The following is an 11,982-nucleotide window of genomic DNA, read 5'->3' as shown; positions in this document are numbered from 1 at the left end:
AAACCGCTCCCCCGCAACCGTGGCAGCGGCGCAACGCCTGGTGTTGCCGTATTGCAACGCCTTGCCGACAGTCGTCAAAAGTAACCGTGTGTTAACCAAATCACCCCGGCGGGTTTAGCTCATTGTTAAAGCCCGCGCACCTAGAGTCGAGGCTGTGAAGAGGCGGTGTGTGTGAGCGTAGAATGACCGAACAGGTCCGAACCCGAGTGCGCTATGTCATCGGCCCCGACGGGAGCCCCTTGACAATTGCCGATCTGCCCCCAAGCAACGCGCAGCGCTGGGTGATCCGGCGCAAGGCGGAGGTGGTGGCGGCGGTGCGCGGGGGGCTCCTGTCGCTGGAAGAAGCCTGCAGCCGCTACACGCTGACGGTCGACGAATTCCTCTCCTGGCAGGCGCTGATCGACAAGCACGGCCTAGCCGGCCTGCGCGCCACCCGCGTCCAGGAATACCGCGAACAGTAAGCCGCTTCGTGGCCGGCACCGCCGGACGGTGACGCGTCATCGCCGGTCTGCTAAGGGCGCGCCGTAGAGGCCCCTTCCCGCCAAAGCACGAAGGTCATCATGCCAGAGCCCGGTCCGGTTCCGTCCGGGACGCCGACCATCGCCGTTCCTCTCGACGGCATCGTCGCGCTGCCCGACGGCGTGCTGCCCGCCATCGTCACGTTCATGGAGATGCGCTCACCGCCGGCGGCGGGACCGGTCGGCGACCCACCGGCGACCGAGCGCCTCGGTCCGACCGAGGCGGAGCGTTTCCGCCGGCTCTTCCGCGCCGTCGGCGAGAAATGGCTGTGGGTCTCGCGGCTCCGGCATTCCGACGAGACAATCGCCGCGCGCATCGGCGATCCCGGCATCGCCACGCTCGCGGTGATCGAGGAGGGGCGGGACATCGGTCTCGTCGAACTCGACCTGCGCAAGCCCGGCGAGGTCGAGATCGTGCTCTTCGGCTTCGTGCCCGATGCCGTCGGGCGGGGGCTCGGCCGGCGGCTGATGGCCGACCTCCTGGCGCGCGCCTGGCGACGCAAGGGCGTGCGCCGGGTCTGGCTGCACACCTGCACGCTCGACCACCCGGGGGCGGTGCGCTTCTACCGGTCGTTCGGCTTCGTGGCCTACCGGCGGGCGGTGGAGATCGTGCCCGACCCGCGCTTGGATGGCTTGCTCGACGTGGCCGTCTCGCCGGACTGGCCGCCCGTCGGCTGAACGATCTCGCGCGGGATCGGCGCCTCGCCGCCGTGCAGGTCGACGATCGAGACGGTCTCGACCGTCATCGAGCGGTCGGCGACGCCGCGCTCCTCGAGACGGCAGGTCCACGATCCCGGCTCGCCACCGATGGTGAAGTGGTTGTAGCGGGCGGCCGGGTTGCGGCCGTGCGGCATTGCCGAGGCGGATGGCACGCCCACCACCGGCACGAGGCCGTCGCGGCCGTTCAGCCAGGCGATGCTCGGCTTGTGGGTGTGGCCGTGCAGGACGAGCTCTGCGCCACCTTCGTCGATCGCCGCGCGAAAACGCGAGGCGCCGATCATCCGCTTGTGCCACGCCGTCGCCTTGTGGTTCGGCGGATGGTGGATGAGGACGACCCGGAACAGCCCCTGGTGGCCTGCCGCCTGCAGCATCTCCGTCAAGAGCAGCTGCTGGTGGGAGTCGAAGTGGCCGGTGGCGAGGAACGGCGCCGTCGCCTTGGCACTCGAGGCGCCGATGATCGCGACATTGTCGCGGCGGCGGAGATAGGGGAAGTGCGGCCGCCCGGGCGAGTGGTGGTCTCCGGGATCGCCGGACAGGTGCGCGGCCCAGATGCGGCGGGCGCGGCCGAGGGCGCCGGGCACATAGGCGTCGTGGTTGCCGGGGACGACCGAAACCTCGGAGGGCGGGCCGAGGGTGCCGAGCCACTTCGCCGCCGGTCCCATCTCGCCGGCGAGCGACAGGTTGACGAGGTCGCCGGTGACGACGATGTGGTTCGGGTCGCGCGCGTGGATGTCGTTGACCAGCGCGTCGAGCGCCGAGTTCGCAAGCTTCACCGCGCGGTTGCGATGCCAGTTGACGTAACCGACGACGCGCTTGGAGGCGAGCTCCAGGAACTGCGGGTCGGGAAGGGGGCCGAGGTGCGGGTCAGACAGATGAGCGAGTGTGAACATCGCGCCCGCGGCCGTCGGCTCAGCGGCTGCGGAAGGTGGCGAGCGTCATGGCGACGCGGCCGTGCGAGAAGTCGACCGCGGGCGACCAGACGAAGCGCCACCGGCGGGGCGAGAACAGGGACAGCATGAGACGGGAACTCTCGATCATCAAAAGGGTTCGGCCGGAACACGCTGGGAGGGCGCGCGACGACGGCACAGTCACCGACCGTATAGCCGGCTGCGGCGACCGATGCCAAGCGCGGCTTTCGCCGTGCGGCAGTTTCACCGATCCGACGCGACTTGCCGGTGGGCGACGCGGGGGCGGCACATGGTGAGCCGCTTGATGCGGGCTGCCACCCCTCCGGTGCGCCGCGGACTGAGGCTGTGGACGCGGCTGACACGCTCCGTCACCCTCGGCGTGCGGACGATGGTGCTGTCCGACGACGGCCGCGTCTTCCTCGTCCGGCACGGCTATGTCGACGGCTGGCACCTGCCGGGTGGTGCCGTCGATCCCGGCGAGACGGCGGTGGCGGCGGCGGTGCGCGAGCTCGCCGAGGAGGGCAACATCGCCGCCGAGGGTGATCCCGAACTCGCCGGGCTCTACCTCAACGCCGGGCTCGGCCGCGACCACGTTGCGCTCTACGTGGTGCGCCGCTTCGCCGTGCGCGGGCCGCCGCGCCTCGGCCGCGAGATCGCCGCCGCCGGCTTCTTCTCAGCCGACGCGCCGCCGGCCGAGACGACGCCGGCGACGCTGCGGCGCCTCGCCGAGGTGGTCGAGGGCGTGCCGCCGGCGGCGACGTGGTGAGGGCGACCCGGCCTCAGTTCTGCAGCTGCACGCGGCCTTCGACCTTCGGCGACACCGTCCCCGCCGCCGCGACGGCATCGATGACGACGGTCGCGAGCAGCTTGCCGTCGCGCGGGCCGACGACGTAGTCGCCGCTCCGCAGGGCCACGTAGTCGTCGCCGCCGCGCGCCATGTAGTCGTTGGTGGCGACGGTGTAGGTCTTGCCCGGATCGAGCGGCGCGCCTCCGACGTCGACCGCGACGATGCGGCTGCCCGCCGGCTTCGAGACGTCGGCGACGACCCTCATGCCGGAGACGTGCGGAAAGCGACCCGCCCCTTCCTCGACGGCGCTGACACCGTTTTCGAGCGCCGCCTTGAGGTCGGCTCCGGAGAGCTCCACCACGACGACGACGTTGCCGAACGGCAACTCGGCGAGCACATCGCGGCGCGTCAGGGTCGAGCCGGCGGCGTAGAGCTTGTTCGCGCGGATGCCGCCGCCGTTCATCAGGGCGACGTCGGCGCCGGTGGAGGTGCGCATGGCATCGGCGATCAGGTTGCCGATCGCCGCCTCGCCGCCGCGCACGGCGGCACGCCGGCTGTCGAGCTCGGTGTCGCTCTTGCCGATCTCGATGTCGAGCTCGGCCGACAGCGTCTTCTCGAGCTCCGCGATCTTCGCCGCGACGGCCGGATCTGGCGTCACGGTGGCGGTGTCGATGACGCGGAACTGCGGCGTCCACGTCACCTTGCGCTTGCCGTCCACGGTCTCGGCGGTCACGTCGAGGGTGATGAGCGGCAGGTACTCCGCCTGTTCGCGCGCCTCGGCGAGGATGGCGCGGCCGTCATAGTTGATGAGCAGGTCGTGGGTGTCGCCCGAGAGCACGAGGTCGATCGACCCGCCGTGCATCATCGCGAGGTCCTGGCTGCGCATGGCGTGGGCGACGGCGACGACGATGTCGGCCCCCTCGGCGCGCAATGCCTTCGCCTGCGACAGGGCGGTGTCGACGGTGCCGGCGAGCCTCAGGTCGCCCGGGCTCGACACCGCGTAGGAGTGGTCGCCGGCGGCGCCGACGACGCCGACCTTGATGCCGTCGAACTCCAGCATCGCGGTGTCGGCGAAACCGGCGACCGGGCTGCCGTCGGGCATCCGGAGGTTCGCCGCGAGCTTGTGCCCGGCCTCGAGCTCGCCCATCCGCGCGAGGAACACGTCCTTGCCGAAGTCGAACTCGTGGTTGCCGGGGACGAAGACGTCGAATTTCAGCATGTTGGTGAGGGCGACGATGTGGGCGCCCTGGTCGAAGCCGGAGAGCAGCGACGGCGAGATCGTGTCGCCGGCGTGGGCGACGACGAGGTTGCCGCCCGCCGCGCGCTCGGCGGCGATGGCGCCGGCGAGCCGGGCGAAGCCGCCGCGCCCCTCGCCGGCCTCGGCACGGTCGATGTCGCTCGCGACCATGAAGGTGATCTCGGCCGCGCGGGCGGGGAGGGCGGCGGCGAAGACGGCGGCCGAGAACAGCGCAGTGGCAAGGGCGGCGCGGCCGCCACGGAACGGCTTCGACAGAACGGCGAGCATGACGATCTCCTCGAAGGGGCGGGATCGGCGGCGATTGTGGCTATCCGGCGCGGCGTTGGCGAGGCCTCGCTTGCGTCCGCCGCGCGCGGGGATGCCGGGCGGCGACCTTTCCGCGCAAGCATCCCGCGCTAGGTTCCGTGCCGGTGTCGGGCTATGTCAGTCCAAAGGGCCTCGACACGGCCCGGTTGCCACCTCCTGACAGTCGCGAGTCCGCTCTTGAGCACCGTCGAAACCGCCGTGGCCGGCCCCCGGTCCGATCACCGCCCGTCCCTGAAACCCGCGCCGGACGGCCACCACGCCCCGATGCGGCTTCCCGAGGGCCATCCGCCGGTGCGCACCGGCGGCATCGGCGTGCTGATCGTCAACCTCGGCTCGCCGGACGGCACCGACTACTGGTCGATGCGGCGCTATCTGAAGGAGTTCCTCTCCGACCGGCGGGTGATCGAGGCGCCGCGGCTGCTCTGGTGGCCGCTGCTCAACCTCGTCATCCTGTCGCGCCGGCCGCAGCGCTCCGGCGCCGCCTATGCGTCGATCTGGGACAAGGAGCGCAACGAGGCGCCGCTGAAGACGATCACGCGCTCGCAGTCCGACAAGCTCGGCGAGATCCTCGCCACCATGGAGCCGCGGCCGATCGTCGACTGGGCGATGCGCTACGGCTCGCCGCCGATCGGCGAGCGGCTGCAGGCGCTGCAGGACGCGGGCTGCGACCGCATCCTGGTGGTGCCGCTCTATCCGCAGTACGCGGCGGCGACGACGGCGACCGTCAACGACATGGCGTTCAAGCAGCTCGCCAAGATGCGCTGGCAGCCGGCGGTGCGCACGGCACCGCCCTGGCACGACGACCCGGTCTACATCGACGCCCTCGCCCGCTCGCTGGAGGGCCATCTCGCCAGCCTCGACTTCGAGCCGGAGGTGGTGCTCGCCTCCTTCCACGGCGTGCCGAAGGAATATCTGGAGAAGGGCGACCCCTATCACTGCCAGTGCCACAAGACGGCGCGGCTCTTGCGCGAGCGGCTCGGCTGGCCGGCGGAGCGGCTCCGGATCACCTTCCAGTCGCGCTTCGGCCGTGCCGAATGGCTGAAGCCGTACACCGACGAGACGGTGATGGCGCTCGCCCGCGAGGGCGTGAAGCGGCTCGCCGTGGTGATGCCGGGCTTCGTCGCCGACTGCCTCGAGACGCTCGAGGAGATCGCGGAGGAGAACGGTCACTACTTCAAGGAAAACGGCGGCGAGCAGTTCGCCGCGATCCCCTGCCTGAACGATTCGCCCGAGGGGATGGACGTGATCGCCCACGTGGTGCGGCGCGAGCTGTCGGGCTGGGCGGAGCAGGCCGGCTGACAGTGCCGAGAGGGGCGCGGCGTCGTGAACCGCGCCCGCCCGCGACACCCTTGACCGTGACGGCGCGCAGGCCTTTGGTCGCCGGGCCTCTGCGGCCATCGGGAGCCCGTCCATGAACGTCTCGCTCAGTGCCTTCGACGTCGTGCTGATCGCCCTCGTCGTGCTCGTCGTGCTGATCGTCTTCGCGGGCGTGAAGACGGTGCCGCAGAGCTACAACTGGACCATCGAGCGCTTCGGCAAATATACGCGCTCCCTCCGTCCAGGCCTCAACCTGATCGTCCCGTTCATCGACCGCGTCGGCGCGAAGATGAGCATGAAGGAGCAGGTGCTCGACGTGCCCGAGCAGGAGGTGATCACCCGCGACAACGCCACGGTGACGGCCGACGGCATCACCTTCTACCAGGTCGTCGACGCCGCCCGGGCGGCCTACGAGGTGAGCGGGCTCGAAAACGCCATTCTCAACCTGACGATGACGAACATCCGGACGGTGATGGGGTCGATGGACCTCGACCAGCTGCTGTCGAACCGCGACGAGATCAACACCCGCCTGCTGCGGGTCGTCGATGCCGCGGCTGAGCCGTGGGGCGTGAAGATCACCCGCATCGAGATCAAGAACATCAACCCACCGCGCAACCTGGTCGACTCGATGGCGCGCCAGATGATGGCCGAGCGCGAGAAGCGCGCCGCGATCCTCGAGGCGGAGGGCGCGCGGCAGGCGCAGATCCTCAAGGCCGAGGGCCTGAAGCAGTCGCAGATCCTCGAGGCCGAGGGGCGGCGCGAGGCGGCCTTCCGCGATGCCGAGGCGCGCGAGCGGGCCGCCGAGGCCGAGGCGAAGGCGACGGAGCTCGTCTCCTCGGCGATTGCCGCCGGCGACGTGCAGGCGATCAACTACTTCGTCGCGCAGAAATATGTCGAGGCGCTCGGCCAGTTCGCGACATCGCCGAACCAGAAGACGCTGATCCTGCCGATGGAGGCCACCGCCGTGCTGGGGGCGCTCTCCGGCATCGGCGAGATCGCCCGCGAGGCATTCGGCGGCGAGGGCCCGGCGACGCCCCGCCAGTCGCGGCGCGGCGCCGTGCCGGCGGCCGGTGGCGCGATGCCGCCGGCGGGCGGCGGAGCGGCCTGAGATGGGTGAGGGCTCTCTGGTGACAACGATGATGACGGCGCTTGGCGGCTGGGCCTGGCTGCTGCTCGGCCTCGTGCTGCTCGGGCTCGAGGTGGTGGTGCCCGGCACCTTCATGCTCTGGTTCGCCATCGCGGCGATCGTGACGGGCGTGGTGGCGCTCGCCGCCGACGCCGCCGGCTGGACGGCGCTCACCTGGCAGGCGGAGGCGGGCCTGTTCGTAGTGCTGGCGATCGTCGCGGTGATCGCCGGGCGGGCGTGGATGAGCCGCCGGCGGCAGGAGCCGTCCGACGCAAGCGGCCTCAACGAGCGCGCCGCCCGCCACATCGGCCGCCGCGCGCAACTCACCGAGGCGCTCGTCGACGGCCGCGGCCGCATCGACCTCGACGACACGGTGTGGCTGGTGTCGGGTCCGGACCTGCCGGCCGGCACGACGGTGCGTGTCACCGGGGCGGACGGCGTGCGGCTGAAGGTGGAGCGGGCGGACTAGGGCTCAGCGGATCAGCCGGATCTCGACGCCGAAGTCATGCCGCGTCCACGATCGGTCGCCGGTGTAGGCAGGAAGGCCGAGACGGCGGGCGACTGCCAGGCAGGCGACGTCGCCGAGGGAGAGGCCGGCGCGCCGGGCGGCCGGGATCATCTCGCCGGCTTCGATTCCCATGCCGCCGTCGAACGCGACGACCTGGACCGCCGTCTGGCCGATCGCCCGCAGCGCCGCATCCCGTGGCTGGCCGAATTCCAGCAGCTTGCCCAGCACCTCCGCCAGATTGACGGAGGCGACGACGGCGTCCCCGACGATCGCGGCGACCGCCTCCGCTCCTGGCTCGCCCTGCAGCAGTGCGAGCAGGGCCGAGGCGTCGAGGACGCTACTCGCCATGTCCGGCGTCTTTCGCCACCTCCCGCCGCCGATCGGCGATCAGATCGTCCGCCAGCGAGCGGCCGGCGGGGACGAAGTCCCTTACCAGGGCTTGTGCCCGACGGATCGCGTCCTGCAGCGGGTAAAGGTGGAGTTCCGTGCCCACCATCTCGCCGACGAGGACCGACCCCGGCTGCGCCCGCAACGCGGCGAGGGCATCGGTGGGGAGCCTGACGCAGCCGGCGGCATCCACCGTCAGGCGGAAGGGAGCGCCCGGTAGGACGGTCGTCTCGATCGGAGTGCGGCTGGCTGGTGACACGACGCCGTTCGCCGCCTGGCGGTCCAGTGCCGCCTCGTCCGCGACCAGGACGTTGCGGACGTGCTGGTAGCGGATGCCGAGGGCCTTGGCGATGTCGGAGCGACTGTGGCCGGCCGCCGCGAGCTTGCGGATCTTGCTCGACTTCGTGCCGGGCTCCCGCACCACCTCGTCCAGCGAACTCATCGCGACCTCCATCGCCACTCGATGGATACACTCTGGTGGCAGAGGTGCAACAAGTCAATTGATAGTTAGGTAGGTACTATCCAATTGATAGGTGCTGCCGCTCGCGGACGCGGACGATGCCGAGCGTGCGGGCATTGACGTCCAGCCGGTCCATAGGACTGCACGACGGCTGCCGGTTCCATGCAGTCGAAACAGAAGAATACGTAGATGAGCCCGCAATCCGCAAAAACAAAGTCGTCGTTGACCGAGTCGAACTGTCCGACGAAGGACATTTGACGCCGGCACGGGCTGCATTTCGGCCACTCATCCCCGTTGATGAAATCCGGCGTTCCGCCGAGCTTGTGGCGTGTTCCGACCTCGGCCGGAGCAAACTCGAAGCCTGGCAGGCGCGCCGCCTCCTCTGACAGCGGCTGGGGGACAAGTCGAAACTCGGGATGCGCTTCATCGGACCCTCCCGATTTGGCGGGAATGGCCGTGGGACCGGCGTCCAACTGAGCGGCTCCCGGCGCGAAAAGACGCCGCCCGCCCTACGCCACCCCCGACCGCAGCAGGTCGTGGAAGTGGAGGATGCCGACGGGCTTGCCGGCGTCGACGACGAAGAGCGCGGTGATGCCGGAGGTGTTGATGATCTCGAGCGCGGCCGCCACCAGCGTGTCGGGCTTCACCGTCTTCGGGCGGGCGTTCATCACCACCTCGACGGTCTGCGAGAGCAGGTCGCCGGTGAGGTGGCGGCGCAGGTCGCCGTCGGTGATGATGCCGACGAGACGGCCGCGGGCGTCGACGACGCCGAGGCAGCCGAAGCCCTTCGAGGTCATCAGCACGATCGCCTCGCTCATCGGCGTGCCGAGCGCGGCGAGCGGGATGGCATCGCCGGAATGCATCAGGTCGCGGGCGAACTGCAGGCTGGCGCCGAGCTTGCCGCCGGGGTGGAAGATACGGAAATCGTGGGGCGTGAAGCCGCGCGCCTCGAGGAGGGCGATCGCCAGGGCATCGCCGATGGCGAGCTGCAGCACGGTGGAGGACGTCGGCGCGAGGCCGTGCGGGCAGGCCTCGTCGACCTTCGGCAGCTTCAGGACGTGGTCGGCGGCGCGGCCGAGCGTCGAGCCGCCCTTCGAGGTGACGGCGATCAGCGGCACGCGGAAGCGCTTGGCGTAGGCGATGATCGGGGCGAGCTCCTTCGTCTCGCCCGACCACGACATGGCGAGCACGGCGTCGTTCTCGGTGATCATGCCGAGGTCGCCGTGGCTCGCCTCAGCGGCGTGCACAAAGGAGGCGGGCGTGCCGGTGGAGGCGAGGGTGGCTGCGAGCTTGCAGCCGATGTGGCCGCTCTTGCCGACGCCGGTGACGATGACGCGGCCACGGATGCCGCGCAGCACGCCCACGGTGGCGCAGAAGGCGTCGCCGAGGCCGTGCGCGAGCGCGGCTCTCAGCGCCTTCATGGCGGTGATCTCGATCTCGATGGTGCGCCGGCCGGAGGCGAGCCAGTCGAGCGGCGACGTCGCGCCCTCAGGAAGGGGCAGCGTGTCGGCCGCCTCAGCGGCAACAGTCCTGTCGTCCATGCGCCTCTCGCAACCCGCCGTCGGACCTCTCCGATCCGAGCCAGTATCACAGATTCGTGTCGGCGGGCAGCGGCCCGGGGCCGCGCCATCCCGCGTCGGGTCCGTCGAAACCGTGCGTTAACCATGGCAGACTAGCCTGTGGGGTCTCTGGGGGGAGGCTCGGCGACGCGCCGGGAAGACACGAGAGGAGGCGCGCCGATGCCGTCACGCACCCGATCCACCAACCGTTCCATCCGCTTCGTGGCGGCCGCGCTCGCCGTCTGCACGGCGCTGAGCTTCGCCGGCCCGAGCGAGGCCCGCGCGGACGCAACCTTCCAGAAATTCGTCACCGGCTTCTGGCCGCAGGCGCAGAAGGCCGGCATCAGCCGCGCCACCTACGACCGCGCCTTCGCCGGCATCACCGAGCGCGATCCGGAGGTGCTGGAGAAGGCCGCCTACCAGCCGGAATTCGTCAAGACGATCGGCGAGTATCTCGCCACCGCCGTCTCCGACGCCCGCATCGAGACGGGTCGCGAGATGCTGGTGAAGTGGAAGCCGTGGCTCGACAGGATCGAGGCGCGCTCGGGCGTGCCGCGGCAGGTCCTGGTGGCGATCTGGGGCATGGAATCGAACTACGGCAAGGTGCTCGACAACCCCGCCGTGGTGAAGAACGTCATCCGTTCGCTGGCGACGCTCGCCTGTTGCGACCCGAAGCGCGGCAAGTTCGGCCGCTCGCAACTGATCGCGGCGATGAAGATCCTGCAGCGCGGCGACGTGCCGCTCAGCCGCTTCACCGGCTCCTGGGCCGGCGCGATGGGCCACACCCAGTTCATCCCGACGAGCTACCTCGCCTTCTCCGCCGATGCCGACGGCGACGGCAAGGTCGACATCTGGACCAACATCCCCGACGCGCTCGCCACAGCGGCGAACCTGCTTCACAAGAACAAGTGGCGGACCGGCGAGACCTGGGGCTACGAGGTCGTGCTGCCGCAGGGCTTCAACTATGCCCGCGTCGACGAGAAGGCGGGTCGCACGCTCGCCGACTGGCAGAAAATGGGCGTCCGTCGCGCCTCGGGCGGCGCCTTCCCGCGCCCCGACGACAAGGCCACCCTGATTCTGCCGGCCGGCGCGCGCGGTCCGGCCTTCCTCATCCTGCCGAACTTCAACGTCATCAAGCGCTACAACAACGCCACCTCCTATGCGCTCGGTGTCGGCATCCTGTCGGACCGCCTCATCGGCGCGCCGCCGCTGGCCGCGACCTGGCCGGCGGACATGCGCCCGCTCTCCGGCGCGCAGGTGGAGGAGTTGCAGCGTCTGCTCGCGCAGAAGGGCTACGACCCCGGCGGAATCGACGGCATGGCCGGCCCCGGCACGCGCGACGCCATCCGCGCCTACCAGTCGGACAAGGGCCTGCCGGCCGACGGCAACCCGTCGACGGCGATCCTCGACTTCCTGAAGAAGGGCGGATGACCGGCAGGTCGCATCGCCGCCGCCCTTCGCGGGGGAAGCGATGACCGCCCGGCTCGACCACTTCGCCATTGCCGCGACGGACCTCGCCTCGGGCGCCGCCTGGCTCGAGGCGCGGCTCGGTGTGCCACTCGCGCCGGGCGGCAGGCACCCACGCATGGGCACGCACAACCGCGTGCTTCGGCTCGGCGACGGCCTCTATCTGGAACTCATCGCCATCGACCCGGACGCGCCGCCGCCGGGACGGCCACGCTGGTTCGGCCTCGACGAGCCGGCCCTCGCCGCCCGCCTTGCCGAGCGTCCGCGGCTCGTCGCCTGGGTCGCTGCTACCGACGACCTTGACGCGGCGGCGGCGGCCTCACCGTTCCCCCTCGGGCCGGTACACGAGATGACGCGCGGCGACCTTGTCTGGCGCATCACCATCCCGGACGACGGCCGGACGGTTGAAAGTGGCGCCGTGCCGACGCTGATCGAATGGCCGCCGGGGGTGCACCCGACGAAGCGGATGCCGGACGCGGGCTGCACGCTGGAGCGGCTGACGATCCACCACCCGGGGTCACAGCGCATTCGCGATGGTCTTGCGCGCGTCGGGTTGGATGACCCGACTGTGCACATCGTCGACGGCGGGCCGTCTCTGGCTGTTTCCCTCGTGACGCCGGCCGGGCGCGTCGTTCTCGACTGAGCGGGCGCAGTCGGCGAG

General features: G+C 70.6%; 14 protein-coding genes. 8 read left to right on the top strand and 6 right to left on the bottom strand.

Annotated features, from left to right (window positions below; translation table 11 throughout):
• Positions 1–182: 182 nt before the first annotated feature.
• Positions 183–461 (top strand): DUF1153 domain-containing protein, encoded by a 279-nt coding sequence (locus RUR49_RS00790; RefSeq protein WP_409144421.1) that lies wholly within the window; start codon positions 183–185, stop codon positions 459–461.
• A 99-nt stretch (positions 462–560) separates the two neighbouring features.
• Positions 561–1,196: a GNAT family N-acetyltransferase gene (locus RUR49_RS00785; protein ID WP_409144420.1), complete on the top strand. Its 636-nt coding sequence runs from the start codon at positions 561–563 to the stop codon at positions 1,194–1,196.
• Here RUR49_RS00785 and RUR49_RS00780 read toward each other — a convergent pair.
• On the bottom strand, positions 1,106–2,128 hold the full coding sequence (locus RUR49_RS00780; RefSeq protein ID WP_409144419.1) for a metallophosphoesterase family protein: 1,023 nt from the start codon (positions 2,126–2,128) through the stop codon (positions 1,106–1,108). The genes RUR49_RS00785 and RUR49_RS00780 overlap by 91 nt on opposite strands.
• Before the next feature lie 19 nt (positions 2,129–2,147).
• Positions 2,148–2,276 (bottom strand): hypothetical protein, encoded by a 129-nt coding sequence (locus RUR49_RS00775; RefSeq protein WP_409144418.1) that lies wholly within the window; start codon positions 2,274–2,276, stop codon positions 2,148–2,150.
• A gap of 174 nt (positions 2,277–2,450) precedes the next feature.
• Between RUR49_RS00775 and RUR49_RS00770 the strand changes: the two genes are divergently transcribed.
• Positions 2,451–2,912 (top strand): NUDIX domain-containing protein, encoded by a 462-nt coding sequence (locus tag RUR49_RS00770; RefSeq protein WP_409144417.1) that lies wholly within the window; start codon positions 2,451–2,453, stop codon positions 2,910–2,912.
• Positions 2,913–2,925: 13 nt separating this feature from the next.
• Here the strand turns inward: RUR49_RS00770 and RUR49_RS00765 are convergent, their stop codons facing one another.
• The gene (locus RUR49_RS00765) at positions 2,926–4,458 is read right to left on the bottom strand and encodes a bifunctional metallophosphatase/5'-nucleotidase (protein WP_409144416.1); all 1,533 of its coding nucleotides are present in this window, start codon (positions 4,456–4,458) and stop codon (positions 2,926–2,928) included.
• A 303-nt stretch (positions 4,459–4,761) separates the two neighbouring features.
• Between RUR49_RS00765 and hemH the strand changes: the two genes are divergently transcribed.
• The 3 genes from hemH to RUR49_RS00750 all read left to right on the top strand — a co-directional run bounded on the left by hemH (position 4,762) and on the right by RUR49_RS00750 (position 7,409).
• Positions 4,762–5,796 (top strand): ferrochelatase, encoded by a 1,035-nt coding sequence (hemH, locus tag RUR49_RS00760; protein WP_409144463.1) that lies wholly within the window; start codon positions 4,762–4,764, stop codon positions 5,794–5,796.
• Positions 5,797–5,908: 112 nt separating this feature from the next.
• Positions 5,909–6,922, top strand: coding sequence for an SPFH domain-containing protein (locus tag RUR49_RS00755; RefSeq protein WP_409144415.1), 1,014 nt, complete (start codon positions 5,909–5,911; stop codon positions 6,920–6,922).
• Position 6,923: 1 nt separating this feature from the next.
• Complete coding sequence (locus tag RUR49_RS00750; RefSeq protein WP_409144414.1) at positions 6,924–7,409, top strand: NfeD family protein; 486 nt, start codon at positions 6,924–6,926, stop codon at positions 7,407–7,409.
• 3 nt (positions 7,410–7,412) lie between these two features.
• Here the strand turns inward: RUR49_RS00750 and RUR49_RS00745 are convergent, their stop codons facing one another.
• The 3 genes from RUR49_RS00745 to RUR49_RS00735 all read right to left on the bottom strand — a co-directional run bounded on the left by RUR49_RS00745 (position 7,413) and on the right by RUR49_RS00735 (position 9,836).
• The gene (locus tag RUR49_RS00745; protein WP_409144413.1) at positions 7,413–7,796 is read right to left on the bottom strand and encodes a PIN domain-containing protein; all 384 of its coding nucleotides are present in this window, start codon (positions 7,794–7,796) and stop codon (positions 7,413–7,415) included.
• Positions 7,786–8,277 carry a hypothetical protein gene (locus RUR49_RS00740; protein WP_409144412.1) on the bottom strand — a complete coding sequence of 164 codons (492 nt, stop codon included), beginning with the start codon at positions 8,275–8,277 and terminating at the stop codon, positions 7,786–7,788. The genes RUR49_RS00745 and RUR49_RS00740 overlap by 11 nt, the downstream gene beginning before the upstream one ends.
• 527 nt (positions 8,278–8,804) lie before the next feature.
• A complete protein-coding gene (locus RUR49_RS00735) occupies positions 8,805–9,836 on the bottom strand; it encodes an SIS domain-containing protein (RefSeq protein WP_409144411.1) in 1,032 nt (343 codons plus the stop codon).
• A gap of 198 nt (positions 9,837–10,034) precedes the next feature.
• On the opposite strand from RUR49_RS00735, the gene RUR49_RS00730 reads away from it, so the two are divergent.
• Both RUR49_RS00730 and RUR49_RS00725 read left to right on the top strand, forming a co-directional pair.
• Positions 10,035–11,285, top strand: coding sequence for a lytic murein transglycosylase (locus tag RUR49_RS00730; protein WP_409144410.1), 1,251 nt, complete (start codon positions 10,035–10,037; stop codon positions 11,283–11,285).
• Between the two features lie 40 nt (positions 11,286–11,325).
• Positions 11,326–11,964, top strand: coding sequence for a VOC family protein (locus RUR49_RS00725; protein WP_409144409.1), 639 nt, complete (start codon positions 11,326–11,328; stop codon positions 11,962–11,964).
• Positions 11,965–11,982 lie beyond the last annotated feature (18 nt).

This window comes from Pseudoxanthobacter sp. M-2, from assembly GCF_046156265.1.
GTDB lineage: Bacteria > Pseudomonadota > Alphaproteobacteria > Rhizobiales > Segnochrobactraceae > CAMDHY01.
This window is presented reverse-complemented; position numbering and strand designations above follow the sequence as displayed.

Bases quoted from the DNA above. Each gene is read 5' to 3' on its own strand.
- RUR49_RS00790 (WP_409144421.1), top strand. From the start codon at position 183: ATGACCGAACAGGTCCGAACCCGAGTGCGCTATGTCATCGGCCCCGAC.
- RUR49_RS00785 (WP_409144420.1), top strand. From the start codon at position 561: ATGCCAGAGCCCGGTCCGGTTCCGTCCGGGACGCCGACCATCGCCGTT.
- RUR49_RS00780 (WP_409144419.1), bottom strand. From the start codon at position 2,128: ATGTTCACACTCGCTCATCTGTCTGACCCGCACCTCGGCCCCCTTCCC.
- RUR49_RS00775 (WP_409144418.1), bottom strand. From the start codon at position 2,276: ATGATCGAGAGTTCCCGTCTCATGCTGTCCCTGTTCTCGCCCCGCCGG.
- RUR49_RS00770 (WP_409144417.1), top strand. From the start codon at position 2,451: ATGCGGGCTGCCACCCCTCCGGTGCGCCGCGGACTGAGGCTGTGGACG.
- RUR49_RS00765 (WP_409144416.1), bottom strand. From the start codon at position 4,458: ATGCTCGCCGTTCTGTCGAAGCCGTTCCGTGGCGGCCGCGCCGCCCTT.
- hemH (WP_409144463.1), top strand. From the start codon at position 4,762: ATGCGGCTTCCCGAGGGCCATCCGCCGGTGCGCACCGGCGGCATCGGC.
- RUR49_RS00755 (WP_409144415.1), top strand. From the start codon at position 5,909: ATGAACGTCTCGCTCAGTGCCTTCGACGTCGTGCTGATCGCCCTCGTC.
- RUR49_RS00750 (WP_409144414.1), top strand. From the start codon at position 6,924: ATGGGTGAGGGCTCTCTGGTGACAACGATGATGACGGCGCTTGGCGGC.
- RUR49_RS00745 (WP_409144413.1), bottom strand. From the start codon at position 7,796: ATGGCGAGTAGCGTCCTCGACGCCTCGGCCCTGCTCGCACTGCTGCAG.
- RUR49_RS00740 (WP_409144412.1), bottom strand. From the start codon at position 8,277: ATGAGTTCGCTGGACGAGGTGGTGCGGGAGCCCGGCACGAAGTCGAGC.
- RUR49_RS00735 (WP_409144411.1), bottom strand. From the start codon at position 9,836: ATGGACGACAGGACTGTTGCCGCTGAGGCGGCCGACACGCTGCCCCTT.
- RUR49_RS00730 (WP_409144410.1), top strand. From the start codon at position 10,035: ATGCCGTCACGCACCCGATCCACCAACCGTTCCATCCGCTTCGTGGCG.
- RUR49_RS00725 (WP_409144409.1), top strand. From the start codon at position 11,326: ATGACCGCCCGGCTCGACCACTTCGCCATTGCCGCGACGGACCTCGCC.